Raw genomic sequence first — 23,167 nt, 5'->3', positions numbered from 1 at the left:
GCTTGCGACGTTTGAGTATGCCCAAAGCAAAGAAACTGGCGCGGGGCGGTCAGGCCTTGCGCGTCGCGTCGTCGAGTGCGTCGCGGTCTATTTCGATGCCAAGGCCGGGGCCGGCGGGGAGGTGGATGTGGAAGTCCTGAAAATGCAGGCCGCTTTTGGCCAGATCATTCTTCAGGATGCGCGGCCCGAAGTGTTCACAGCCCCATTCAAGCTGTGGCAGAGTGGCGAAGACCGCCAGATGCGCGGCGGCCCCGATGCCGGATTCGAGCAGGCAACCGCCGTATAGCTCCATTCCGAAGGCGCTTGCCACGGCTGCGGCGCGTTTCATTTCCATCAGTCCGCCGGATTTGACCAGTTTGAGGGAGTAGACCGAGCCTGTGGCGGCGGTTGCATTTTGCACAAGCTCTTGCGTGGAAAAAGCGGCCTCGTCGGTCATAATCGGAATCGGCGAGCGCTGTGCGACGCGCGCGGTGGCGTCGAGCAAGCCTGGTCTTAACGGCTGTTCGATCAGAGCGATGCCCATGTCCGCCAGTTCGGGCGCGTAGCGGATAAAGGTGGCCTCGGTCCATCCCTGGTTGATATCCACGACCATCTCCGTGCCATCAGGCATGGAGGTCATGATCTTGCGCAGACGGATCATGTCCTGCTTGGGCTCGTAGAAGCCCAGCTTGATCTTGAACCGGCGATGCTCACGGGCGGCCAGTTTGGCGCGGGCTTCTTCGATTTCCTGATCGGCATCGCCCGAAGCCAAGGCCCACAGGACCTCTATCTTGTCGCGGACCGGGCCACCGAGGAATGTTGTCGCCGGCAGGCCCATGGACTTTCCGGCGGCGTCATAAAGCGCGCTTTCGATGGCGGCGCGGGCGGAGGTGTTGCGGCTGACGGCCTTTTTCATCCGCAGAGCGTTCGCCTCGAATGCCTGTGCAGGTTGCCCAATCAGCGTGGGGGCGAGGTAGGTGTCGATGTTGGCCTTGATCGCTTCGACGCTTTCCTCTGACCAGCGGGGGCCGCCGAGGGTGCTTGCCTCGCCCCAGCCTGTCGTACCGTCGGCCAATGTGGCTTCGACGATCACGAAGGACTGGTGGGTGATTTCCGTGTTGGAGAGCTTGTGTCGCCGGGTCGTGATACAGTCGACGATGCGCGTTTCGAGGGATGTGATCGCCGTCTTTTGCGCGGCGATGCCGTCGATGTCTAACACCTCTGCGGTGCGGGGTGCGCTCATGTCCGGCTCCTGTCGGTTGGTCTGATGGCCCGTTGTATGGGCAGGTGTCCGCGCGCCGCCGGTGAGACTGCGCGCGGGTCTGTAGATTTACTCGGCCGCCATGGCAAGCGACTGTTCGGCAAGGACAAAATCGAACTTCACATAGAGATCTGTGCCGTGATCTGCGCCAGTTTTCTGGAACTCACCGATGAGGTTTTCCTTCACCGCGAAGACGGAATCGTTGTCGAGGTAGTCCGAGGACGAGTCGTAGAGCTGCGAGATAAGCGTGCGGTAGCCGTCCTTTGCGATCATCACGTGGATGTGGCCCGGGCGCATGGTGTGGTGACCCATGTAGGAAATCATCTCGCCCGCGGTCCAGTCGGATGGGATGGGGTAGGGCACCGGGCGGATGGCGCGGCAGGCGTAGTATCCGTTTTCATCGGTCTCGAAGCGACCGCGCAGATTGTAATCGGGCTGTTCGGGGTCGTGGTTTTCATACAGGCCATTGGGCGCATCTTCCCAGATGTCGATAACGGCCTGCTTTACCGGGTTGCCCTGAGCGTCTTTTACGTAACCCTCCATAAAGACGGTTTCTTCGGTGTCGAAGCTCTTTTGCACGATTGACGCGCCATGCGGCAGGACGGGTGCGTTTTCGCGGAAAAACGGACCAAGCACCGTGCCGGTGGTTTCCCCGTTGGGTGTCGGGTTCGATAGCATGTCGCACAGCACCTCGACGCCCAGGATGTCCCCCAGCAGGATGAACTCCTGGCGTTTGTCCGAGCAGACCGCCCCGGCGCGGGCGAGGAAATCACAGGCTTGCATGAACTCCGCGTGGGTGAGGTTCACGTCCTTGCAGAAGCCGTGCAGATGCTTGACCAATGCGGTCATGATGTCCTTCTGGCGGTCGGGAATGTCTTGGCTGGCACCGATCGCCTCGACGACGACATCGGTCACGTTCTCTACGGTCACGTTACGCATTGGGTTCCTCCTCCTAAGCGTCAAACACAGGCCAGCCTTCAAACGCCGGTCTTGTTTTGATAGGCAGACTGTGCACGTCAGACGGGTATCTGGGAAGAGACGCCGGAGGTATGGTGCGATATCGAAAAGGTCTCAGACGTGACGCCTTGGCGGGTATGATGAGGTATTGTTTCATACCTTGCAGAGCCTGTCGCAGACGTCATGTTCTGCACGGACGAAACGGAGGCGCCTCATGCACGACACGCTCAAAGAGATTCAGGCAGGGTTGGACCGCAGTCCGCATCTGCATCGGATTGGGGCGCTGTTCTCGGAAACAGTGTTGCTGAAGGTGGATGGGCAGGAGTTCTACCTGGTGTTCGAAAAGGGGCGGATTGACCGCATCGTCGAAGGCCCGTCCAAGAAGACGCCTTACCGCTTTGGTTTTGTGACGGACGCCGAAGCACTGCGGGCCTTTTGGCAGTCACTGCCTGCGCCGGGCTTTCACGACATCTTTGCCATGGTAAAGATCGGCCGCGCCGAGATCGTGGGTGACATGCTGCTGCTGGTGAAAAACCTGCGGTTTTTCAAAGAGGTTCTCGCCTTGGGACGTGAAGGAGTTGCCGCATGATCGAGCAAATTTGCGGGCGCTATGTCACGGTAGAGATCGCCGGTCGTCAGCAGCGCATCTATTTCGAAGAAGCGGGGCAGGGCCGTCCGGTGCTGTGTCTGCACACCGCCGGATCGGACACGCGCCAGTGGCGGCATATCCTGAACGATGCCGAGATCACGGCCACCAACCGTGTCATTGCCTTTGACATGCCATGGCACGGCAAGAGCCTGCCGCCCGAAGGGTTCCAGACCGAGGAATATCTGCTGTCCACGGAAGTCTACATGGAAACCGTGCTGGCCGTGGCGCGCGCGCTGGACTTGGACCAGCCGGTCCTGGCGGGTGTGTCCATGGGCGGGCGCATTGCGCTGCAACTGGCGGTGCATCATCCGGATGCCTTCAGCGGGTTCCTTGCGATCGAAGCCAGCGACTTTCAGCCCGCCTGGTACGACATCGACTGGTTCCACCGGCCTGATGCTCATGGCGGCGAGATGGGCGCGGCGCTGGTCAGCACCAATATCTCTCCACATGCGCCGCTGACCGAGCGTTGGAACACGTTGTGGATGTTCCAGCAAAGCGGGCCGGGCGTGTTCAGGGGGGATCTGTCCTTCTATACGCAGGACGATAGCCTTGTGGGCCAATTGCACCGGATCGACACGGCCAAGACGCCAGTGCACTTCATCGTCGGCGCATATGATTTCACCTGCACCCCGGAGGACGCAAAACGTACCGCCGATCAGATCGACGGGGCGACCCTGTCAATCATGGAAGAAGTCGGCCATTTTCCGATGAGCGAACATCCGGACGGGTTCCGTCCGTTCTTTGTCGACGGATTGGCGCGGATGCCGCAACCACAGGCGCAAATCGCAGGGTAAGTCAGACCCCATAAGGGGGCAGGCTGGTACATTTCGCCTGCCTCGTTAAATGCGGTCCTCGGCAATCGCATTGAGTGTTGCCGCCAATAGCAAAGTCATCACCGTCAGCAGCCCGCTGGCGGCGCTGATCGGCTATGCAGTCCAACCTTTGGACTAAAACCCGGCAACGTCCTTATGCGCTTTGCTCACCGTGCCGTCAGTGTCGGTCATGGTGACATCGACGGACCGTGTGCGGCCCGGCACGGACAGGCCGAGCGAGGGGTTTTCTGAAAGGGATATCGAACCGGTCACATCCACATATCCCGCGCCGTCGATGTCGATCTGCACATCTTCGACATAGCGCATGGGGATATAAAGAAGGCTGATCTGGTCCATCTGCATTCCGGAATGAGAGGGGTGTTGGATGTCCAGATCCAGCCGCTTGTTCCGCGAGGCCAGCATAGCCAGTCGGTCTGTCGGGCCTCCGGGCAGCAGGTCCCCCACGTTCAGGTCCATGTTGCCCAATGTGGCCAGCGCCTCTGCCGGGTCGGTGCCCGGAGGCGCGGCGCAGGCCCCGGTGCCAGAGGTTTTTACGAAACCTTCAACCATCCAAAGCCTGCCGTCGGTGGTTTCTGCCACCACATGCAGCGGCGTGGGTCCGTTCACGCGCATGGTCACGTCAAAGAAGAACGATCCCTGCGGCTGAGCCATGGTGAACACGGCTGAGACCGGCATGGGATTTTCGTCCAGAACAAGTGTGACCTCGCCAAGGGTCAGCCCTTCGGGCGCGCGGATCATGGCGGCGATCTGGGTTCGGGCGTCGTCTGGCGTGCGGTACGGCGCGTCGAGCGCGATCATATCGGAACCGTCCAGCAAAGCCCTCTCGCCCCAGACTTGAGGCGCGAGATCATCCCATGTGTCGGCCCAGGCGGGCAGGGCGGTTATCGCGACCAGAGCAATCGGCAACAGTTTCATTCCGTATCCTCCCTGATGAACACGCCAAAGGCACGCGGTCCGTCGGCGGTGTCGATCTGATCCACCACCTCCAGCGTTTGCGCGTCGATCACGCTGACCGAATTTTCGAACCAGTTTGCCACGACGAGGCGCGCGCCATCGGATGTAGTGTCGATTCCTTCCGGGTACTCTCCCACAGCAATCTTGCGCAGGTGTTGAAGCGTGTCGAGCGCGATGACGCTGACGGAATCTTCGTATTGGTTGGTGACAAAGGCGCGTCCCTTGGCAAACGCCACGCCATAGGGCCGGGTGCCCACGGGCACTGTGGCCAGTGTCATGCCGCTGTCGGGGTCCAAAACAGTGACGTCGTTGGAGCCGACATTGCCGACAAACAGCCGGCCCTCCGGGCCAAAGCGCAAGCCAAAGGGGCGGGAGCCGACCTTGACCGTCCGGTGCAATTTCAGGCTGTCGGCGTCGAACACCGACACCTGATCGGCATCCTTGTCCGCCGAAGCCAGCCAGCGGCCATCGGGGGACAGGGCAAGCCCGGCAGGGGCGGTGCCGGTGGTGAGTTCGGTGACGGGGACAAGGTCGGTGGTCAAAACCCAGATGCGGGCGTTGTACCAATCGGTGACGAACAGCCGGGCGCGCGGCGCGTCCAGAACGATGCCAATCGGGCCGCCGTCCAGCACGATGTCCGCCTGCACCACGCCGTCGGGACCATATCGGCGCACCGTTGCGTCATCGGGAGAAACGGTAAAGACCGAGCCGTCGGATGCCACGGCCACGCCTGCGGGTTTTCCCGGCACGTCCCAGGTGGCGCGCGTCTCTCCCGTGTCGAGGTCCAACACGCTGAGCGCGTTGCCGTTCTGACAGGTGACATAGGCAAGATCCCCCGCCGCCACGGAGGTGGCCGCGAGGGTCAGGATCAGGGCAAGATCAGCTCGCCGCACCGAACCGCTCAACCAAAGCGTCGAGACCAAGTTGGTAAACAGCAGTCACCGCAGCCAGCGCGGCCTCGTCGTTGAGGTCTTCGGGGGGCTCGTTGTTGGGATAGCCGCGATAGAAGGCGCCGCGCCATTCAAAGATCGACCCGCCGCCGTCGCGGGGTTTCACCGTCACGTGGGACGAATAGTTGGTGACCGGCAGCACCGCTACGTCGTCCTCGCGAATGCGGTAGGAGTAGCTCATCTTCTCGTCGGAGAACTTGTAGAGCACCTCTTTGAGCATCGGCCCATCCGCGCCCTGATCGGACAGGTACAAATCACGCGTGGCGTCGATCTCGTTGCCGTTCTCTCCGGTCGAGGAAACCACAGCCGGGTGCCAGGACATGTCCTGGAAATCGCCAACGGCGGCCCAGACCTCTGCCGGATCGGCGGCCAGTTCGGTGGTCATCGTCACCTTTTGGCGCGACGGGCCGTGGGCCAGCGCCACGGCGGGCATAGCTGTGACCGCCGCTGCGGTCATCAGGAAATGGCGTCTTTTCATTGTTCCTCCCCATTGAAAAAAGCCGTTTTTAGGATGTAGCGCATCCCACGCATCCATGAGGCATCGGTGTTGCCGCGGATGTCCACCACGCGGCCCTTCACCGTCTCGCCGCTCGACGCGTCCCGCAGTTGCAGGTTCACCGTCAAGATCAGGTTTGAGATCTTCTGCACCTCGCCCACCAGCGCGTAATCCGCGCCAAGGTCGGTGGCCATGCGGGCGTCGCAGCCATAGCATTTCGCCGGATTGGCCACGCGATCCAGCCTGTCCTGTACCGGCGCAAGATCAAGCAGTTCCCAGCCCTCTGCGGTGAACCTTTCGCGGACCAGCTCTTCGAGCATATCCCGGCGGGCGAGTTCGGCAGGGTCCTGTCCAGCAGCTTCTGTCTGGATCGAATTGTCCAATAGATGGATCCCGAAAAACGCAACTTTTTCCCCGGCGGTGCAGGGCACTGCAAGGGTCAGCAGCGGGACAAGCAAAAGAGTGGTCAGCAGGCGGGCCATAGGCTCCTTCTCAGAAAATCTCTTAGAAATTAAGAGTCGTATACAATGGTGTCCCGGCTAGGCTGAGTGAACAACCCGACCAAAAGTATCGGTTGTAACGGTGTCTGTTTTTGTCAGGTTTCGAGGAGGGAGCCTGACATGCCAACAGCAGGCCGGGGAGGATGATTTGATACGAATGTGCGCACCGCTTTTGGCGGCCGGTCTATATTGTATGAGTGCGCTTCAGGCCGCCGCTGTGGAGGTCGAGGCCGCCGTTCTGCGGATTGACTACCAGCGGCTTTTGCCGATTTCTCGATATGACCTGAAAGCCGAGGATCTTGGCTTTGCCGGGGCGGCGCTGGCCGATGAGGACAACAACACGACCGGATCGTTCCTCGGGCATACGTTCGAGACGCAAACCGTGGCCACCGCGCCGGACGGCGCTGATGCCGCAATGGATGCGCTGCTGGCCGATGGGGTCAAGCTTATCGTCGTGATGGCCGAGGCAGAGGATCTGTTGCGTCTGACCAAAAAGGCTGCGGCGCAGGATGCCATTGTGTTCAACGCCACGGCGCCCGACACGTCGCTGCGGGATCAGGGCTGCAACGCCAATCTGCTGCACATCGCGCCGTCCAATCAAATGAAAACCGACGCCGTGGCGCAATTCGCCAAGTGGAAGCAATGGGACCGCTGGTTCCTGATTTACGGCTCCAACCCGGCGGACCTTGCGCTGGCGGAAAGCTATCGGCGGTCGGCGCGCAAGTTTGGCGCTGACATCGCCGAGGACCGCATGTTCGAGGATCCCGGCGGCGCACGCCGCACGGATTCCGGGCATGTGATGGTGCAGCGACAGTTGCCGTTGGACACCCAGGGCGCATCGCGGCACGACGTGGTGATCGCCGCCGATGCGACGGATTATTTCGCGCGCTACCTCAGCTATAACCTGTGGGACCCGCGTCCGGTGATGGGCTCCGGCGGGTTGCGGCCCGTCAGCTTTCATGGCGCGCATGAGGCCTGGGGCGCGACGCAGTTTCAAACCCGGTTCGAGGCGCTGACCCGGCGCTACGTGCAGCCGGAGGATTACAACGTCTGGCTTGCCCTGCGCGTGGTGGGGGAGGCGGTCACGCGCGCCTCGACCAACGATCCGCAAGCGCTCCGTGACTATGTGCTGTCAGACGCCTTTGAACTGGCGGCCTTCAAGGGGCAGGCGGTCACGTTTCGCCCGTGGAACGGACAGCTCCGCCAACCGATCATCCTGTACGACGGCATGATTACTGTCTCCGTCAGCCCACAGGACGGGTTTCTGCATCAGGTCACCAGCCTCGACACGCTGGGACTGGATGAACCGGAATCCGCCTGCACCGCATTTCAGTGAGGACATCATGAAACAGTTTCTGCTTGCCACCGCTCTTGCGACCCTTGCCGTGCCAGCCTTGGCCGGGAAAGCCTTTGTCACCAACGAGCGGGGCAACACTGTCACCGTCGTGGACACCGAAACATGGGAGGTTCTGGAAGAGTTTTCTGCCGGCAACCGCCCGCGCGGGATCACCGTGTCGCCTGATGGCAAACATTTGTATGTCTGCGCCTCCGACGACAACCTTGTGCGGGTGTTCGATACCGAAACCTACGAGGAGTTGCCGAGCCTGCCCTCCGGTCCCGACCCGGAACTGTTCATCATCGAGCCCTCGGGCAAGCGGCTGTACATCGCCAACGAGGACGACAACCTGGTGACGGTGACGGACACCGAAAGCCGCACCATTCTGGCGGAGGTGCCCGTGGGCGTCGAACCAGAAGGCATGGGCATGTCGCCGGATGCCAAATGGGTGGTGAACACGTCGGAAACGACGAACATGGCGCACTTCATCTCCACCGAGGATTACAAGATCAAGCACAACGTGCTGGTCGATCAGCGCCCGCGCTACGCGCAATACACCGACGACGGCACCCGGTTGTTCGTCAGCTCGGAAATCGGCGGGACGGTATCGGTCATGGACATCGCCGAGGACGGCGCACCTACGCTGATCAAGAAGATCGGCTTTGAAGTGCCGGGCGTTCTGCCTGAGTGGTTGCAGCCCGTTGGAGTGAAGGTCACGCCGGATGGCTCTCGTATTTTCGTCGCACTTGGCCCGGCCAACCGGGTTGCGGTTGTTGATGGAGAGACGCTGGAAGTCGACAAATACATCATGACCGGGCAGCGGGTCTGGCAGCTCGATTTCACGCCGGACAACAAATACCTGCTGACGACCAACGGCAACTCCAACGACATTACCGTCATCGACGTGGACCAGGAAAAGGCGATCAAATCCGTGCAGGTGGGCCAACAGCCCTGGGGCGTGGTGACGATCGAATGAAACAAGTTTTGGGAGGATATATGTTCAAGAGATGTGCCGCCGCCGCGGTGGCTTTGATGCTGGGGGGGCCTGTGATGGCCGCGCCGCTGTGTGATGAGATGGGCTTTGCCGGGCTGCTGGCGTCCTGCAACCGTGGAGAGGACATCATGCTCACGCTGTCCTCCGGCAAACCGCTGGGCGAGGACACGGTGCTGCAGTCGGGTGCGTATTACACGCTGGTGATCGAGGCGGACGGCTCCGCCGAGCTGGCCGTGGAAGGGCCGTCGTTTTTCCGCGCGATCTGGATGAATGAAATCGTCATCAACAAGATCGAAATCCGCCCCATGGCCATCGATTCCATCGAGTTCGACAAGGCGGGCGTGGCAGAGCTGTCCTTTGTCGCGATCAAGCCGGGGCGTCACACGCTGCGGATTCCCGGCTCCACCGGCGAGACACAGCAGATCACACTGTCCATTCAATAACTTTTACGGGAGGAACACATATGAAACGTTTTGCAACCGCAGCCCTGATCCTGGGCCTTGCTTCGCCGGTCTTCGCAGACAGTCACGAAGAGATGGAGATTCCGCAGGAAACGGTCGATGCAATCATGTCGATGCTGACGGATATGGAATGCCAGATGGCTCCGGACGATATCGAAATGGAAGACGGCGGCTACGAGCTGGACGACGTGATCTGCAAGGGCGGCGATCAGTTCGACATTGAACTCGACGCCGACCTGAACGAGGTTGGCCGTCGCGCCGAATAAGACCAAAGCATCGGGTGCAGTGCGCTGCACCACCGCTAAGTTGAAGCTGGGGGAGGGCGACCTCTCCCAGCTTTTTTCAGAGGATGTCCAAGGGGAGGAAGACATGTTCGACTTTATCAAAGGCGCGGCCGCCGCGCTGGTGCTGGCCACGCCCGCGATGGCGCAGGACATGCCGACCATCCGAGCTGCCGTGCTAAAGATCGGGACCGTGAACTGGGAGCTCAAGACCATCGTCGATCAGGGGTTCGACGAAAAACACGGCTTCACCTTGGACATTGCGCCCTACGCCGACAATGGCGCGACCCGTGTGGCGGTCGAGGGCGGCGAAGCCGACATGGCTGTTGCGGACTGGATCTGGGTCGCGCGTCAGCGTGCTGCGGGCAAGGATTACGTCTTTATCCCCTATTCAAAAGCAGTCGGCGGGTTGGTGACCCCGGCCGATTCAGGCGTGACGTCGCTCCAGGATCTGGCCGGGTCCAAGGTCGGCATCGCAGGTGGACCGCTCGACAAAAGCTGGCTGATCCTGCGCGCCTATGCTCAGCAGGAATATGGCATGGACCTGAAGGCCGAGACCGAACAGGTTTTTGGTGCGCCGCCGCTGATCTTCAAGGCCGGGCTTTCCGGAGAAACGCAAGGCGCGATCAACTTCTGGCATTTTCTGGCCAAGATGAAGGCCGCCGGCATGAAGGAGGTGATCTCTGTCGCGACAGCGGGCGAAGCGCTGGGTCTGAACCCCGATACGCCGTTGCTGGGATACTATCTCAAACAGAGCTTCTTGGACGAGAACCCCGATCTGGCGCAGGCCCTGTATGACGCATCGCGCGATGCAAAGGATCTGTTGGCCAGCGATGATGCTGCCTGGGACGCAATTCGCCCGATCATGAACGCCAAGACCGATGCGCAGTTCGATACGCTCAAGGCCGATTGGATCGCGGGCATTCCCGCCGCCGGTCCGGTCGACATGGACGGCGTGAACAAGATGCTGGCGCTGATGAACGACCTTGGCGGAGAGGATCTTGTGGGCCAAGCGACCGAGGTGCCCGAGGGCCTCTTTGCGGACCTCGACTGATCGCTGATGCAAGGCACGCCGGAGGCCAGACAGACCATTTCGACAGGCGCGACCACGGGCCTGTCTATCGCTGCGTTGCTGTTGCTCTGGATCGTCGCCGCAGCCCTGACAGATGACGCGCAGGTTTTGCCGCAACCTTGGGCTTTGATACAACCGTTTCTCCGCGAACTCACATCCGGCGAGCTTCTGTATCATCTTGGCGCGACACTGCTGCGGGTCATCTGGGCCTTTTCGCTTGCGATGCTGGCGGGCTGCGCGCTGGGGCTGGTGATGGGCCGGTATCCAAGGGTGAACCAATGGCTCGACCCGTGGTTGGTGATCTTTCTCAACCTGCCGGCGCTGGTGCTGATCGTGCTGTGCTACCTCTGGATCGGGCTGAACGAAACGGCAGCGATACTTGCCGTGGTGTTCAACAAGATCCCCAATGTCGCCACGGTGATCCGCGAAGGCGCGCGCGCGCTCGACCCTCAGATCGACGCGATGGCAAAGGTCTATCGCATGTCCGGATGGGCACGGTTGCGACACGTCACCGTGCCTCAGCTTGCGCCGTTCATCACCGCCGCCGCGCGGTCAGGGATCGCTGTGATCTGGAAGATCGTGTTGGTGGTGGAGTTCCTCGGTCGATCCTCCGGTGTCGGATTCCAGATCCATCTGTATTTCCAACTGTTCGATGTGGCGATGGTGCTGGTCTACGCCTTCAGCTTCATCGTGGTGATGCTGATGGTGGAATGGCTGGTTCTGCAACCGTGGGAACGGCATGTGCGCCGATGGAGGGCGGAATGATCCGGGTCGACATCCGCGCGAAACATTTCGGGCCGACGCAAGTTCTGGGCACCGTTCGGTTTGACATCGCGCCGGGGGAAACCGTCGCGCTGGTGGGGCCGTCCGGGATCGGCAAGTCCACCGTGCTGCGTATCGTCGCCGGGATCGACAATCGGTTCGAAGGCAACGTGACGCGCCCTGACGCCATGGCCATCGTGTTTCAGGAACCGACGCTGCTGCCTTGGCGCTCGGCGCGGGACAATCTGTTGCTGACCCAGCCGGGTCTCAGCCGTGACGGGGCCGAGCGCGCCTTGACCCGCGTGGGACTGGAGGGGCGCGGCGATGCCTTCCCCGGTCATCTGTCACTTGGACAGCAAAGACGCCTTTCACTGGCGCGGGCCTTTGCCGGATCGCCGGAACTGTTGATCATGGACGAACCATTTGTATCCCTGGACCCGGATATGGCGGATCAGATGATCGGCCTGTCTGAGGCGTTGATCGCCGAGCATCGTCCTGCCACCTTGTTCGTGACCCACGCCAGATCCGAGGCCGACAGGCTGGCCGACCGCGTTCTGGAGCTTTCGGGAACCCCGGCGAGTCTGACCAACTGACGTTTCCTTACCCCCACGGACCGGCGTCGCGCTTGCGCGTGGGCTGGGGGCGCGGCTTCAGGGCGCGTTGCGGACGGGTGGCTGTCGGCCCGGCCAGTTGGCGCAAGGCCGCAATACGGTTTTCCGTGGCCGGGTGCGTGGCGAACAGGTTGTCGCGCGCGCCGCCATGCAGAGGGTTGATGATGAACATATGCGCCGTGGCGGGGTTGCGCTCTGCTGTGGCGTTGTCGATCTGCGCGGCCCCTTCTGCGATGCGTTCCAACGCCGTCGCCAGCCACATCGGATTGCCACAGATCTCTGCGCCAGCCTTGTCTGCTGCATATTCGCGGGTACGTGAAATCGCCATCTGCACCAGCATTGCGGCCATGGGCGCTAGGAACATCATCGCCAGCGTGCCTATGATCCCGGCCCCACCTTCGCGGCGCCCGCCAAAGAACATGCCGAAATTCGCCAGCATGGTGATCGCACCGGCAAAGGTCGCCGTCATGGTCATGATAAGCGTGTCGTGGTTGCGAATGTGGGCCAGCTCGTGCGCCACGACCCCGGCCAATTCCTCGCGGCTGAGAGATTGCATCAGTCCGGTGGTCACGGCGACGGCGGCGTTTTGCGGATTGCGCCCGGTGGCAAAGGCATTGGGCTGCGGCTGGTTGATGATATAGGTGGCCGGCGTCGGGAGCCCCGCGTTGCGCGACAGCTCCTCGACCATTGCGGTCAGGCCGTACCGGTCGCCGCGCGTGACCAACTGCGCATTATGCATTTTCAGCACCATGCGGTCGGAATTCCACCAGGTCATGACGTTCATGCCTGCGGCGATGACCAGCGCAATCAGCGCGCCGCCGGTGCCGCCAAGGAAATAGCCCAGGCCCATGAACAGGGCCGTCATCGCGGCCATCAACAAAGCTGTCTTTGCGTAACCCATATTGCAGGTCCTCCTGTCTCACATATGGGCGCGTCGCGCGTCGTGCCAAGAGGGCGCAGGCCACATGAGCAATGAAGTGCTTTGCATGTGTGGTGGCTTGACGCAATGGTTCGCACGCAATGCCTTGACGCGCTGAGTGTAGAACGAAAGAACGAGTGTCAGACACCGCGCGTCCCCCAAGGAGACAGCCATGAAATTCCGCTTTCCCATCGTCATCATCGACGAGGATTTCCGTTCCGAGAACACCTCCGGCCTTGGCATCCGTGCGCTTGCGCAGGCCATTGAAGCCGAAGGCTTTGAGGTGCTCGGGGCGACCTCCTACGGCGATCTGTCGCAATTCGCCCAACAGCAAAGCCGCGCCTCGGCCTTTGTTCTGTCGATCGACGACGAGGAATTCTCGCAAGGTCCCGACCTGGACCCGGCCGTCGTCAACCTGCGCAACTTCATCGAGGAACTGCGTTGGAAGAACGCCGATGTGCCGATCTTTCTGCATGGCGAGACAAAGACATCGCGGCATCTGCCCAATGATATCTTGAGGGAGCTGCACGGCTTTATCCATATGTTCGAGGATACGCCGGAATTTGTCGCCAAGCACATCATCCGAGAGGCGAAAAGCTATCTGGAATACATCCAGCCGCCGTTCTTCAAGGCGCTGTTGGATTATGCCGAGGACGGATCGTATTCGTGGCACTGTCCGGGCCACTCTGGCGGCGTTGCCTTTCTGAAATCGCCCATCGGGCAGATGTACCACCAGTTCTACGGTGAAAACATGCTGCGCGCCGACGTGTGCAACGCGGTCGAGGAACTGGGCCAGCTGCTCGACCACAACGGCGCGATTGGCGAATCTGAAAAGAACGCCGCGCGCATTTTCAACGCCGACCATTGTTTCTTTGTGACCAACGGCACCAGCACCTCGAACAAGATGGTCTGGCACCACACCGTCGCCCCCGGTGACGTGGTTGTGGTTGATCGCAACTGTCACAAATCAATCCTGCATTCGATCATCATGTGCGGGGCGATCCCGGTTTTCCTAAAACCCACGCGCAACCATTGGGGCATAATCGGCCCGATTCAGCGGTCCGAATTCGAGCCGGAATCGATCAAGGCGAAAATCGCCGCCAACCCGCTGCTCAAGGATTATGACCACGACAAGGTGCAGCCGCGCATCATGACGGTGACGCAATCCACCTATGACGGCGTGCTCTACAACACCGAAGCGATCAAGGGGGCGCTCGACGGCTGGATCGAGAACCTGCATTTCGATGAGGCATGGCTGCCGCACGCGGCCTTCCACCCCTTCTACGGCACCTATCACGCCATGGGTCGCAAGCGTGGGCGGACCAAGAAGTCCGTGACCTATGTGACGCAATCGGTGCACAAGTTGCTGGCCGGGATCTCTCAGGCAAGCCACGTTCTGGTGCAGGATTCCGAGGAAACCAAACTCGACCGGCATCTGTTCAACGAAGCTTATCTGATGCACACCTCCACCTCGCCGCAGTATTCCATCATCGCGTCGTGCGATGTGGCGGCGGCGATGATGGAGCCTCCGGGCGGCACGGCGCTGGTCGAGGAAAGCATCGTCGAAAGCCTCGAATTCCGCCGCGCCATGAAGAAGGTCGGCAAGGAGTACGATCAGGACTGGTGGTTCAAGGTCTGGGGCCCGGAAGATTTCGACGAGACAGAGGACGGCATGGGCGCGGCCAAGGACTGGCAGCTCAAGCGGACCGACAGCGACGGCATGGAGCCCGGCGGCAAGGACAGCTGGCACGGGTTCGGCGACATGGCCCGTGATTTCAACATGCTGGACCCGATCAAGGCGACGATCATCACGCCGGGGCTGGACATCGAGGGGCATTTTGACGACAGCGGCATTCCTGCTTCCATCGTGTCGAAATATCTCGCTGAACATGGCGTCGTGGTGGAAAAAACCGGGCTGTACAGCTTCTTCATCATGTTCACCATCGGCATCACCAAGGGGCGGTGGAACACGCTTCTGGCGGCGTTGCAGCAGTTCAAGGACGATTACGACCGCAACAACCCGCTGTGGCGCGTCATGCCGGAATTCTGCGCGGCACAAGCGCGGTATGAAACAATGGGGCTGAAGGATCTCTGCCAGCACGTGCATGAGATGTATGCCAAATACGACGTCGCGCGGTTGTCCACCGAGATCTACCTGAGCGACCACCACCCTGCGATGACGCCTTCGGATGCCTACGCTCAGATCGCGCGGCGCAAGACGGAGCGGGTGGCCATTGACGATCTCGAAGGGCGCATCACCACCTCGTTGGTCACGCCCTACCCACCGGGCATTCCGCTCTTGGTTCCGGGAGAGGTGTTCAACGCCAAGATCGTGGAATACTTGCGCTTCAACCGTGATTTCGCGCGGGAATGTCCGGGGTTCGAGACCGACATTCATGGTCTGGTGGTCGAAAAACGCCCGAATGGTGAGACGCTTTATTTCGCCGACTGCGTGGCGTCCTCGGAGACATAAGGCACCAGTCGCGCTTCGATCTGGCCGCGCAATGCATTGCACAGGCGCAGGCGGGGCGCGGCGGTCAACTGCTTCAGCGTGACGCTGGCGACGCGGACCTCGCCGCGCGCCAGCAACTCCGCCCGCATGACACCGGGCAACGCGCCGTCCGTCAGGGGCGGTGTGACCCATCCGTCGTCACGCTCTACCAGAACGTTGCAGATGGTGCCCTCGGCCAGATGGCCGTCTTCGTTTAGGAATATCAGCTCATCCACCCCGTCTGGCAGATCCGCGCGCGCGGCATCATAGATCGCACGCCGGGTGGATTTCACCCTCAGCCATGGATCATCCGACGCCAGCCGGTGCGGTGCAACCGCCACGCGCCACAGCATTGCCGGGGAGGGCGCAGGCGCACAGCTCATATCCACCACGCCCGACGCATCCAGCGTCAGCCGCAACCGTCGTGGAGCATCGCCAGAAACCTCGTTTAAGGCACGATAAAACGTTGACGGATCAAAGTCAAAGCCCAGCCGCCGCGCCGACAGGCACAGCCGATCACGGTGCCGCGCCGCCAAGGCCACGCCACCCCCCGGCTGCCAGAGCATGGTCTCAATCAGGCGCGTTCCGTCTGGAACGTGGCGAAACGGCTTTTCCACAGGGCTTCCTCATATTCACTATCTGCGCCGCTGTCCCACACAAGACCGCCGCCCACATTCAACACGGCCTCGTCAGCCTCCACAATCAGCGTGCGGATCGCCACGTTGAACTGCGCCCGCCCGTCCGGCGCGGCCCAGCCGATGGCCCCGCAATAGGCGTCGCGGGGCCGCTGCTCCAGCGCGCGAATGACCTCCATCGCGCGGATCTTGGGCGCGCCGGTGATCGACCCGCAGGGGAACAGCGCGGCAAAGATCTGCGCCAAAGTGGTGCCCGGTGCCAGCCGTGCCTCGATCTGGCTGACCAGCTGGTGCAGGGTCTCGTAGGTTTCGACCTTGAACAATTCGGGCACCCGTACCGATCCGGGCATTGCCAGTCGGGACAGATCGTTGCGCAGCAAATCGACGATCATCAGGTTTTCGGCGAGGGTCTTCTCATCCTGCGTCAGCGCATCGCGCAGCGCCGCATCCTGAAGTGCCGTGCTGCCACGCGGCGCGGTGCCTTTCATCGGGCGGGTGGCGATGCGGCCCCCGGCATCCACGGAAAAGAACACCTCGGGGGAGCGTGACAGCACAACCGGCCCTGTCTCCGGCAGGATCAGGGCACCTTGGCTGACGGGCTGACGTGCGGTCAGCGCGGCGTATAGCCCCCGCGGATCACCTTCAAAAGACGCCCGCAACGGCATGGTCAGATTGGCCTGGTAGATGTCGCCCGCGCCGATCCGCTCGTGCACCTCTTCAAAGGCCTGCCCATAGCGCGCCGCGTCCCAGTCGGGTTCAAACGCGCCAAGCTCAAACGCCCCGCCGGACAAAGCGTCGGCCTCGCGCGGACCTGCGTAGACGCCAAAAGACACCAGGGGCTGCCGCCGCCCCTCTGGCATCAGAGCCAAAAGCCGGGGTTCCAGCGCATAGCCCAGCTCATAGCTTGCATACCCTGCCAGCCAGAACCCATCGGCCTGCGCCTGATCCAAAGCCGCAAAAGCCGCCGGAACCTCGTCAGCCGTCCAAGCCTCGATGAGGTGGCGCGGCAAGTCAAAGCAGGCTGCGCGCCCCTCCGGGCCAGTGTCAAAGCGGATGTACATGGCCAGTGTCCGTTGCCTGTCTCAAAGCCTGTTCTTGCCAAAGTTCGACCCGGCGCAGAGGGCAGAATGCGCCCCATCCCGTCCCAAGGCGACAGGCGGCTACCTGGTGCAGCCCTTGCCGTGGATCGGCGGGAACTTCAATCGCCGAGGCTCAGAAATCCAGCCCGAAATCCACAGTCTGCGCCGAATGGGTCAGCGCCCCGGCAGAGATATAATTTACGCCGGTCGCGGCGATAGAGGCCACGCGGTCGAGATGGACATTGCCGCTGGCCTCGGTGGTGATGCGGCCGTCGACCATCGCCACAGCCTCGCGCAGCATATCGTTGTCCATATTGTCCAGCAAAACAACCGACGCGCCGCCGACCGACAACACCTCGGCCAGCTGATCCAGCGTATCGACCTCGATTTCCACCGCCATCATGTGGCTGGCCTGCGCCTTTACAGCTTCCAGCACGGCCCGCACGCCCCCGGCGGCGGCGATGTGGTTGTCCTTGATCAGGATCGCGTCCGACAGCGAATAGCGGTGGTTGAACCCTCCTCCGTGCAGCACGGCGAGCTTTTCGACAATGCGCAGGCCCGGCGTGGTCTTTCGCGTGCAGGTGATGCGGGCCTGGGTGCCACGGGTCTGCGCGACAAAACTGGCGGTCTTGGTCGCGATGCCCGCAAGCCTGCCTGCAAAGTTCAGCGCCACACGTTCGCCGGTCAGGATCGACTGGGCGGCGCCCGTGATGGTCATCAGCGTGTCACCGGGGGCGCAGCGCGTGCCGTCGGGCGCGTTGACCTGCACATCGAGCGCCGGGTCCACCAGATGAAACGCCAGCCGGGCCACCTGCATCCCGGAGACAACCGCCTCTGCCCGTGCGTTCAGCCTTGCGGTGTACGTCACGCCAGCCGGGACGACGGTGCGCGTGGTGATGTCGCCATAGCTGCCGAGGTCTTCGAGCAGGGCATTTTTCACCATGGGTTCAAGGATCAGATCAGGAAGGGTGGCGGTCATTCTGGGGTCTCGCAAATACGGGCGCGCAAAGTCAGGGCACCGTCCAAAGTCAGGAAAGAACGTTCGCCCGGACCCGCGTGCGGGGTCGGGAAGTCCGAGCGCTCATGCGCGCCGCGACTTTCTTCACGCAGGAGGGCTGCGGCAGCGATCAGCGTGGCGGTGGCACACATGTTGAGGAAAGAGGGGCTGTCGCCATGCGCCTGCTCCAACGCGGCGATGGTGCGCAGCGCGCGGGACAGACCGGTGGCATCGCGCACAACTCCGACACCGGTGGTCATGGTCTCGCGAAGCTGGCGCACGGCCTCTGCATCGGGCGGGACGCCGGACCCGAAAAGGTCCAGCACGACTGGCGGCGCGTCGGCCTCCGGGACCTCGGCTGCGATGCCTTGGGCGCAGATGCGGGCAAACACAAGCGCCTCCAACAGCCCGTTTGACGCCAGACGGTTCGCGCCGTGCAGGCCGGTGGAGGACGCCTCGCCACAGACCCAGAGGCCTTTCAACGACGCGCGCCCCTCGGTGTTCGTGGCGATGCCACCCATGTGATAATGCGCGGCGGCGGCCACGGGGATCGGCTGGGTCGCCGGGTCGATGCCGTTGCGGGTGCAGGCTGAGGCAACCGCCGGATATTGCGTCAGGATCCGCGCCCCGAGAACGTCGCGCGTGTCCAGCACGGGGCGATTGCCCGCCTGTGTCTGCGCATAGATCGCCCGGGCCACCACGTCGCGCGGTGCCAGCTCTGCATCGGGGTGAACTTGGGTCATGAATCGCTGGCCCTGACGGTTCAACAGGATCGAGCCTTCTCCGCGCAAGGCTTCGGTGGCGAGCGGTGCGGGGTCTTCGCCCACGTCAATGGCGGTGGGGTGGAACTGGACGAATTCCGCATCGGCGATCACTGCCCCCGCCCGCGCAGCCAACCCGATCACCTGCCCGCGAATGCGCGGCGGGTTCGTTGTCACGGCATACAGCCCACCCGACCCGCCGCCCGCCAGCAGCACCGCAGCGCCGCGCAGCATGACCGGATCGGACCCGGTGTCGGAGGCGGACTGGACCACCAGACCTTCGACCCGCCCATCGGAGGAGGTCTCCAACCCGATGGCCATGACCCCTTCGAGCACCTGGATTGAGGGCGTCTTCCGCGCCACGTCGATCAGCGTGGCCATGATCTGCGCACCGGCCTGATCGCCCTTCACCCGCACCACACGGGCAAAGCTGTGCGCCGCCTCACGCGACAGCACATAGCCGCCGTCGGCACCGCGATCAAAGGGCGTGCCCTTGGCCGTCAGGTCGAGGATGAAGTCCCGCGCATCCCGTGTCACCAGATCTGCGACCTCGGCGTCCACCGTGCCTGCCCCGGCCTTTACCGTGTCACGGGCGTGGGCGGCGGCAGTGTCGCTGGCATCCATCGCGGCGGCGACACCGCCCTGCGCCCATGCAGAACTCGCGCCTTCGCCCAACGGCTCGGGAGAGATCAGAACCACCGGACGCGGTGCCAATTCCAGCGCGGCATACAGCGCGCCCAGTCCCGCGCCGACGATCACCACGCGGGAGGTGGTGACCTCCTGCATCACAGACCCAGCTTTTTGGACAGGTCGATCATGCGCTGCACCGACAGGCGCGCCTTTGCCGCGATCTCTTCGTCGACCTCAACCTGGTTTTCCATCGAATGCAGCACCCAAAGGATGTTCTCCAGCGTGATCTTGCGCATGTAGGGGCACATGTTGCACGGCCCGACAAACTCGACTTCCGGCAACTGGTCAGAGATGTTCGACGCCATGGAGCATTCGGTGATCAGCAGCGCTTTTTCCGGTTTTTCATCGGTGACGTATTTCAGGATGCCGCTGGTAGAGCCGCTGAAATCCGCCTCTGCCACCACGTCCGGCGGGCATTCCGGGTGCGCGATCAGCCGCACGCCGGGATTGTAGGCGCGATAATCGCGCAGATCCTGTGGCGTGAACTGCTCGTGCACGATGCAGGAGCCGGGCCAGTAAACGATGTTCTTGTGACTTTCATTCGCCACGTTCTGCGCAAGGTACTGGTCCGGCGTCATGATCACCGTGTCCTGCTCCATCGCATTCACGATGCGGAGCGCGTTCGACGAGGTGCAGCAGATATCCGATGCGGCCTTCACCTCGGCGGTGGTGTTCACATAGCTGACGACCGGCGCGCCGGGATATTTTGCGCGCATCTCCTCGATGCCCTCGGCAGTGATGGATTCGGCCAGCGAACACCCGGCCTGCATATCAGGCATCAACACGATCTTGTCGGGGCTGAGGATTTTCGACGTCTCCGCCATGAAGTGCACGCCCGCCTGCACGATCACGTCGGCCTCCACCTCGGCGGCCTTGATCGCCAGTTGCAGGCTATCGCCGACGAAATCGGACACGCCGTGGTAAATGTCCGGCGTCATGTAGTTGTGCCCAAGGATCACGGCGTTGCGCTTGGCCTTCAGCTCGTTGATCGCCTTCACGTAGGGGGCATGCATCGCCCAGTCGGCGGGGGAGACGACGCGCGCCATACGGGCGTAGGTGTCTTTCATCTCTTCGGCCAGCGCGAGATTTGGGGAGAGATCGTAATGCTCGGCCAATGTCTGGGTGATGGTAGAGGCATGGATATTCATGTCGGTATTCCTTTAACTCAGCCGCGGCCGCGGTAGGGAGGGACACCCTGATCGGGAATCCAGACGCTCTCGGGCAGTGGCCCGGTCTGCCAGAAGACATCGATGGGGATGCCACCGCGCGGATACCAGTAGCCGCCGATCCGCAGCCAGCGCGGGTCGAGGAAGTCGACCAGCCGCCGTCCGATCGACACGGTGCAATCCTCATGAAACGCGCCATGATTGCGAAAAGATCCCAGAAACAGCTTCAGCGACTTCGACTCCACCAGCCATTCGCCGGGCACATAGTCAATCACGATATGGGCAAAGTCGGGCTGTCCGGTCATCGGGCACAGCGAGGTGAACTCCGGCGCGGTAAAGCGGACGTTATAGTCCACGTCCGCCTGTGGGTTTTGCACGCGCTCCAGCTCTGCCGCTTCGGGCGAGGCGGGCAGGGCGGTCGCACCGCCGAGCTGCGTAAGATCCTTGTAGATATCCGACATGAAAGTTCCTTTCAGACGCCGCGCAAGTTGCCCCACAGGAGCACGTGAAGCTGTGGCAGGATACGGGGAGCGAACCAGCGGTCGGCGGTGGCCTTGTCCACCAGCCAGCGCAGCCGCGCGGTCGTGGCCTCCAGGCTGACGGCCACGTCCGGATCGACCTCCGGGTTGCCCGGTTGCAGATACAGCGGCAGGTCAGGGTGACGGGCGGCAGCCTCCTGCGCCCAAGCGTAGTCGGCGTTGTCGAAAATCACGATCTTCATCACGGTCTTGGCCGGTGCGCCCGCCCTGACGCAGTCGGCAAAACGCTCCCAATCCACCGTCTCTCCGCTTGACGGCGGCTTGGGGCTGAGCACCAGGGTGTCGAGGCGCGCGAACCAGTCCTGCGGCACCGATCCTTGCGTCTCGCAGGCAAAGCGATAGCCCTCGGCGCGGCCCATCTCGATCACGGGGCCAAAGTCCTGGATGGCCGGATTGCCGCCAGAGATCGACACCGTCAGCGGCTGGCCACCGGACAGGTGACGCACCTCGTCCATGATCTGCGCGGCCTCCATCGAGGCCCATGCGTGGCGATGGGCGCTGTCGACCGCGTGCATGGAATCGCACCAGACGCAGCGATAGTCACACCCGCCTGCGCGGACAAAGACCGTGGGCTCGCCGATTAACGCACCTTCGCCCTGAATGGTGGGGCCAAAGATCTCGGCGATGCGCAAGGGGCGGTCCCGTGTCATGGCCGATACTCCGCCCATGTTTTTGGCGTCTCCGAGATTTTCACCGCCATGACCTCGGGCCAGCGGGCGCGGCACCAGTCAAAGAAGTGTTTCGCCATGTTCTCGGCGGTGGAAGGCACGTCCATCACGTCGTTCAGATGCCGGTGGTCGAAGTGGCCGTCGATGTAATCCTTCAGCGGCTTCAGCGCGTGGTAATCGCGGACGAAACCGTCGCTGTTGAGAGTTTTTGACGCAAGCTCCACCACGACGACATAGTTGTGGCCATGCAGACGGGCGCATTGGTGATCGTGGGGAAGATGCTCCAGCCGGTGCGAGGCGGAGAAGTGAAACTCCTTGGAAATGCGAAACATCATGACGCTCCGTGCTGTGCGACGGCGGCGCGCCAGAAATCCGGGTCGGCGTAGATGGTCGGGTCTTCGACGCCCGCAAGGTCGAATGCCTCACGGCGTTCGACGCAGGTACCACAGCGTCCACAGTGTTGCGCGCCGCCCTTGTAGCAGGACCATGTGCGGTCGAACGGCGTGCCGTGGGCTGCGCCGTCGGTGACGATATCGGCCTTGGACCGACGCACGAAAGGTGTCCAAAGCGAGACATCGGCATAGCCGTCCAGCGCCGCTTTTTGCATGGTGTCAAAGGCTTCGGTGAACGCTGGGCGGCAGTCGGGGTAAATAAAGTGATCGCCGCCATGCACGGCCGTCGCCACCGCCTGATCGCCCTTTGCGGCCGCGATGCCATAGGCGACGCTCAGCATGATGGCGTTGCGGTTTGGAACGACCGTGATCTTCATCGTGTCCTCGGCGTAGTGTCCGTCGGGAACGTCGATGTCATCGGTCAAGGCAGATCCTGTGAGCGCCGCGCCAACGGGGCGCAGGTCAATGATGTGATGTGGCACACCCAGACGGGCGGCGGCCTCCGCGGCGAAGTCCAGTTCTTTCAGATGCCGCTGGCCGTAGTTGAATGACACCAGCCGGGTCAAGGCGCGGGTCTTTGCGGTAATATGTGCCAGCGAGACAGAGTCCAATCCGCCGGAGCAGATAACGAGCGTTTTCATGTGTATCCCTTGTTTTGTTGACCGGGTGGGCTGCGACCGGTTGCGCGCGGGCTTACAGGATGCGAACCGGCGGCGCAATCGGAGGTTGGTCGC

26 protein-coding genes are annotated in these 23,167 nt (G+C 62.2%); 10 read left to right on the top strand and 16 right to left on the bottom strand.

What is annotated here, in order from left to right:
- Positions 1-49: 49 nt before the first annotated feature.
- Both GGQ68_RS18285 and GGQ68_RS18280 read right to left on the bottom strand, forming a co-directional pair.
- A complete protein-coding gene (locus GGQ68_RS18285) occupies positions 50-1,222 on the bottom strand; it encodes a muconate/chloromuconate family cycloisomerase (RefSeq protein WP_183968546.1) in 1,173 nt (390 codons plus the stop codon).
- Between the two features lie 87 nt (positions 1,223-1,309).
- Positions 1,310-2,179, bottom strand: a complete 870-nt coding sequence (locus tag GGQ68_RS18280) for an intradiol ring-cleavage dioxygenase (RefSeq protein WP_183968544.1) — start codon at positions 2,177-2,179, stop codon at positions 1,310-1,312.
- A gap of 232 nt (positions 2,180-2,411) precedes the next feature.
- Here GGQ68_RS18280 and GGQ68_RS18275 point away from each other — a divergent pair, with 232 nt between their 5' ends.
- Both GGQ68_RS18275 and GGQ68_RS18270 read left to right on the top strand, forming a co-directional pair.
- A complete protein-coding gene (locus GGQ68_RS18275) occupies positions 2,412-2,786 on the top strand; it encodes a hypothetical protein (RefSeq protein WP_183968543.1) in 375 nt (124 codons plus the stop codon).
- Positions 2,783-3,640 (top strand): alpha/beta fold hydrolase, encoded by an 858-nt coding sequence (locus GGQ68_RS18270; protein WP_183968541.1) that lies wholly within the window; start codon positions 2,783-2,785, stop codon positions 3,638-3,640. The genes GGQ68_RS18275 and GGQ68_RS18270 overlap by 4 nt, the downstream gene beginning before the upstream one ends.
- Before the next feature lie 153 nt (positions 3,641-3,793).
- Here GGQ68_RS18270 and GGQ68_RS18265 read toward each other — a convergent pair whose 3' ends face one another.
- The 4 genes from GGQ68_RS18265 to GGQ68_RS18250 are packed head-to-tail and all read right to left on the bottom strand — an operon-like array spanning position 3,794 to position 6,561.
- Positions 3,794-4,594 (bottom strand): quinoprotein dehydrogenase-associated SoxYZ-like carrier, encoded by an 801-nt coding sequence (locus tag GGQ68_RS18265; protein WP_183968539.1) that lies wholly within the window; start codon positions 4,592-4,594, stop codon positions 3,794-3,796.
- Positions 4,591-5,526, bottom strand: a complete 936-nt coding sequence (locus tag GGQ68_RS18260; RefSeq protein WP_183968537.1) for a YVTN family beta-propeller repeat protein — start codon at positions 5,524-5,526, stop codon at positions 4,591-4,593. The genes GGQ68_RS18265 and GGQ68_RS18260 overlap by 4 nt, the downstream gene beginning before the upstream one ends.
- Complete coding sequence (locus GGQ68_RS18255; protein WP_183968535.1) at positions 5,513-6,061, bottom strand: SRPBCC family protein; 549 nt, start codon at positions 6,059-6,061, stop codon at positions 5,513-5,515. Before GGQ68_RS18255 ends, GGQ68_RS18260 begins: the two co-directional genes overlap by 14 nt.
- Positions 6,058-6,561, bottom strand: a complete 504-nt coding sequence (locus GGQ68_RS18250; protein ID WP_183968533.1) for a DUF3280 domain-containing protein — start codon at positions 6,559-6,561, stop codon at positions 6,058-6,060. Before GGQ68_RS18250 ends, GGQ68_RS18255 begins: the two co-directional genes overlap by 4 nt.
- Positions 6,562-6,772: 211 nt before the next feature.
- On the opposite strand from GGQ68_RS18250, the gene GGQ68_RS18245 reads away from it, so the two are divergent.
- From GGQ68_RS18245 to GGQ68_RS18215, 7 genes are all read left to right on the top strand, one after another.
- Entirely contained in the window at positions 6,773-7,915 is a 1,143-nt protein-coding gene (locus GGQ68_RS18245; protein WP_246429424.1) for an ABC transporter substrate-binding protein, read from the top strand.
- A 7-nt stretch (positions 7,916-7,922) separates the two neighbouring features.
- The gene (locus GGQ68_RS18240) at positions 7,923-8,891 is read left to right on the top strand and encodes a YVTN family beta-propeller repeat protein (protein ID WP_183968531.1); all 969 of its coding nucleotides are present in this window, start codon (positions 7,923-7,925) and stop codon (positions 8,889-8,891) included.
- A gap of 20 nt (positions 8,892-8,911) precedes the next feature.
- Complete coding sequence (locus GGQ68_RS18235) at positions 8,912-9,352, top strand: cupredoxin domain-containing protein (protein ID WP_183968529.1); 441 nt, start codon at positions 8,912-8,914, stop codon at positions 9,350-9,352.
- A 20-nt stretch (positions 9,353-9,372) separates the two neighbouring features.
- Positions 9,373-9,636: a PepSY domain-containing protein gene (locus tag GGQ68_RS18230; RefSeq protein WP_183968527.1), complete on the top strand. Its 264-nt coding sequence runs from the start codon at positions 9,373-9,375 to the stop codon at positions 9,634-9,636.
- A 103-nt stretch (positions 9,637-9,739) separates the two neighbouring features.
- Positions 9,740-10,705 (top strand): ABC transporter substrate-binding protein, encoded by a 966-nt coding sequence (locus GGQ68_RS18225; protein WP_183968525.1) that lies wholly within the window; start codon positions 9,740-9,742, stop codon positions 10,703-10,705.
- A 6-nt stretch (positions 10,706-10,711) separates the two neighbouring features.
- Positions 10,712-11,488 carry an ABC transporter permease gene (locus tag GGQ68_RS18220; protein WP_183968523.1) on the top strand — a complete coding sequence of 259 codons (777 nt, stop codon included), beginning with the start codon at positions 10,712-10,714 and terminating at the stop codon, positions 11,486-11,488.
- Positions 11,485-12,078 carry an ABC transporter ATP-binding protein gene (locus GGQ68_RS18215; protein ID WP_183968521.1) on the top strand — a complete coding sequence of 198 codons (594 nt, stop codon included), beginning with the start codon at positions 11,485-11,487 and terminating at the stop codon, positions 12,076-12,078. Before GGQ68_RS18220 ends, GGQ68_RS18215 begins: the two co-directional genes overlap by 4 nt.
- Positions 12,079-12,085: 7 nt before the next feature.
- On the opposite strand, the gene htpX is transcribed toward GGQ68_RS18215, so the two are convergent.
- Positions 12,086-12,997 carry a zinc metalloprotease HtpX gene (gene htpX / locus GGQ68_RS18210; protein ID WP_183968520.1) on the bottom strand — a complete coding sequence of 304 codons (912 nt, stop codon included), beginning with the start codon at positions 12,995-12,997 and terminating at the stop codon, positions 12,086-12,088.
- Between the two features lie 190 nt (positions 12,998-13,187).
- Between htpX and GGQ68_RS18205 the strand changes: the two genes are divergently transcribed.
- Positions 13,188-15,488 (top strand): arginine/lysine/ornithine decarboxylase, encoded by a 2,301-nt coding sequence (locus GGQ68_RS18205; protein WP_183968518.1) that lies wholly within the window; start codon positions 13,188-13,190, stop codon positions 15,486-15,488.
- On the opposite strand, the gene GGQ68_RS18200 is transcribed toward GGQ68_RS18205, so the two are convergent.
- The 9 genes from GGQ68_RS18200 to queC all read right to left on the bottom strand — a co-directional run bounded on the left by GGQ68_RS18200 (position 15,452) and on the right by queC (position 23,074).
- Positions 15,452-16,123 (bottom strand): aminotransferase class IV family protein, encoded by a 672-nt coding sequence (locus GGQ68_RS18200; RefSeq protein ID WP_343055987.1) that lies wholly within the window; start codon positions 16,121-16,123, stop codon positions 15,452-15,454. The genes GGQ68_RS18205 and GGQ68_RS18200 overlap by 37 nt on opposite strands.
- The gene (locus GGQ68_RS18195; RefSeq protein WP_183968516.1) at positions 16,081-17,202 is read right to left on the bottom strand and encodes an aminodeoxychorismate synthase component I; all 1,122 of its coding nucleotides are present in this window, start codon (positions 17,200-17,202) and stop codon (positions 16,081-16,083) included. The genes GGQ68_RS18200 and GGQ68_RS18195 overlap by 43 nt, the downstream gene beginning before the upstream one ends.
- A 151-nt stretch (positions 17,203-17,353) precedes the next feature.
- The gene (gene nadC / locus GGQ68_RS18190) at positions 17,354-18,199 is read right to left on the bottom strand and encodes a carboxylating nicotinate-nucleotide diphosphorylase (protein ID WP_183968513.1); all 846 of its coding nucleotides are present in this window, start codon (positions 18,197-18,199) and stop codon (positions 17,354-17,356) included.
- Positions 18,196-19,764: an L-aspartate oxidase gene (locus GGQ68_RS18185; RefSeq protein ID WP_183968511.1), complete on the bottom strand. Its 1,569-nt coding sequence runs from the start codon at positions 19,762-19,764 to the stop codon at positions 18,196-18,198. Before GGQ68_RS18185 ends, nadC begins: the two co-directional genes overlap by 4 nt.
- Positions 19,764-20,816 (bottom strand): quinolinate synthase NadA, encoded by a 1,053-nt coding sequence (gene nadA, locus GGQ68_RS18180; protein ID WP_183968509.1) that lies wholly within the window; start codon positions 20,814-20,816, stop codon positions 19,764-19,766. The genes GGQ68_RS18185 and nadA overlap by 1 nt, the downstream gene beginning before the upstream one ends.
- Positions 20,817-20,833: 17 nt before the next feature.
- Positions 20,834-21,295: a preQ(1) synthase gene (queF, locus tag GGQ68_RS18175; RefSeq protein ID WP_183968507.1), complete on the bottom strand. Its 462-nt coding sequence runs from the start codon at positions 21,293-21,295 to the stop codon at positions 20,834-20,836.
- An 11-nt stretch (positions 21,296-21,306) separates the two neighbouring features.
- Entirely contained in the window at positions 21,307-22,023 is a 717-nt protein-coding gene (gene queE, locus GGQ68_RS18170; protein ID WP_246429423.1) for a 7-carboxy-7-deazaguanine synthase QueE, read from the bottom strand.
- Positions 22,020-22,373: a 6-carboxytetrahydropterin synthase QueD gene (queD, locus tag GGQ68_RS18165; RefSeq protein WP_183968736.1), complete on the bottom strand. Its 354-nt coding sequence runs from the start codon at positions 22,371-22,373 to the stop codon at positions 22,020-22,022. The genes queE and queD overlap by 4 nt, the downstream gene beginning before the upstream one ends.
- On the bottom strand, positions 22,373-23,074 hold the full coding sequence (gene queC / locus GGQ68_RS18160; RefSeq protein ID WP_183968503.1) for a 7-cyano-7-deazaguanine synthase QueC: 702 nt from the start codon (positions 23,072-23,074) through the stop codon (positions 22,373-22,375). The genes queD and queC overlap by 1 nt, the downstream gene beginning before the upstream one ends.
- Positions 23,075-23,167: the final 93 nt, after the last annotated feature.

Source organism: Sagittula marina (assembly GCF_014196795.1).
Classification (GTDB): Bacteria; Pseudomonadota; Alphaproteobacteria; order Rhodobacterales; family Rhodobacteraceae; genus Sagittula; species Sagittula marina.
Note: the sequence above shows the minus strand (reverse complement) of the source record. Positions and strands in the feature narration are given on the sequence as shown.

Coding starts and splice junctions, on each gene's coding strand:
- GGQ68_RS18220 (WP_183968523.1), top strand. CDS start 10,712: ATGCAAGGCACGCCGGAGGCCAGACAGACCATTTCGACAGGCGCGACC.
- GGQ68_RS18285 (WP_183968546.1), bottom strand. CDS start 1,222: ATGAGCGCACCCCGCACCGCAGAGGTGTTAGACATCGACGGCATCGCC.
- GGQ68_RS18275 (WP_183968543.1), top strand. CDS start 2,412: ATGCACGACACGCTCAAAGAGATTCAGGCAGGGTTGGACCGCAGTCCG.
- nadA (WP_183968509.1), bottom strand. CDS start 20,816: ATGAATATCCATGCCTCTACCATCACCCAGACATTGGCCGAGCATTAC.
- GGQ68_RS18250 (WP_183968533.1), bottom strand. CDS start 6,561: ATGGCCCGCCTGCTGACCACTCTTTTGCTTGTCCCGCTGCTGACCCTT.
- GGQ68_RS18255 (WP_183968535.1), bottom strand. CDS start 6,061: ATGAAAAGACGCCATTTCCTGATGACCGCAGCGGCGGTCACAGCTATG.
- GGQ68_RS18205 (WP_183968518.1), top strand. CDS start 13,188: ATGAAATTCCGCTTTCCCATCGTCATCATCGACGAGGATTTCCGTTCC.
- queC (WP_183968503.1), bottom strand. CDS start 23,074: ATGAAAACGCTCGTTATCTGCTCCGGCGGATTGGACTCTGTCTCGCTG.
- GGQ68_RS18215 (WP_183968521.1), top strand. CDS start 11,485: ATGATCCGGGTCGACATCCGCGCGAAACATTTCGGGCCGACGCAAGTT.
- GGQ68_RS18240 (WP_183968531.1), top strand. CDS start 7,923: ATGAAACAGTTTCTGCTTGCCACCGCTCTTGCGACCCTTGCCGTGCCA.
- GGQ68_RS18225 (WP_183968525.1), top strand. CDS start 9,740: ATGTTCGACTTTATCAAAGGCGCGGCCGCCGCGCTGGTGCTGGCCACG.
- GGQ68_RS18270 (WP_183968541.1), top strand. CDS start 2,783: ATGATCGAGCAAATTTGCGGGCGCTATGTCACGGTAGAGATCGCCGGT.
- GGQ68_RS18195 (WP_183968516.1), bottom strand. CDS start 17,202: ATGTACATCCGCTTTGACACTGGCCCGGAGGGGCGCGCAGCCTGCTTT.
- GGQ68_RS18280 (WP_183968544.1), bottom strand. CDS start 2,179: ATGCGTAACGTGACCGTAGAGAACGTGACCGATGTCGTCGTCGAGGCG.
- GGQ68_RS18265 (WP_183968539.1), bottom strand. CDS start 4,594: ATGAAACTGTTGCCGATTGCTCTGGTCGCGATAACCGCCCTGCCCGCC.
- queD (WP_183968736.1), bottom strand. CDS start 22,373: ATGTTTCGCATTTCCAAGGAGTTTCACTTCTCCGCCTCGCACCGGCTG.
- GGQ68_RS18245 (WP_246429424.1), top strand. CDS start 6,773: ATGAGTGCGCTTCAGGCCGCCGCTGTGGAGGTCGAGGCCGCCGTTCTG.
- GGQ68_RS18185 (WP_183968511.1), bottom strand. CDS start 19,764: ATGCAGGAGGTCACCACCTCCCGCGTGGTGATCGTCGGCGCGGGACTG.
- queE (WP_246429423.1), bottom strand. CDS start 22,023: ATGACACGGGACCGCCCCTTGCGCATCGCCGAGATCTTTGGCCCCACC.
- GGQ68_RS18230 (WP_183968527.1), top strand. CDS start 9,373: ATGAAACGTTTTGCAACCGCAGCCCTGATCCTGGGCCTTGCTTCGCCG.
- nadC (WP_183968513.1), bottom strand. CDS start 18,199: ATGACCGCCACCCTTCCTGATCTGATCCTTGAACCCATGGTGAAAAAT.
- GGQ68_RS18235 (WP_183968529.1), top strand. CDS start 8,912: ATGTTCAAGAGATGTGCCGCCGCCGCGGTGGCTTTGATGCTGGGGGGG.
- htpX (WP_183968520.1), bottom strand. CDS start 12,997: ATGGGTTACGCAAAGACAGCTTTGTTGATGGCCGCGATGACGGCCCTG.
- queF (WP_183968507.1), bottom strand. CDS start 21,295: ATGTCGGATATCTACAAGGATCTTACGCAGCTCGGCGGTGCGACCGCC.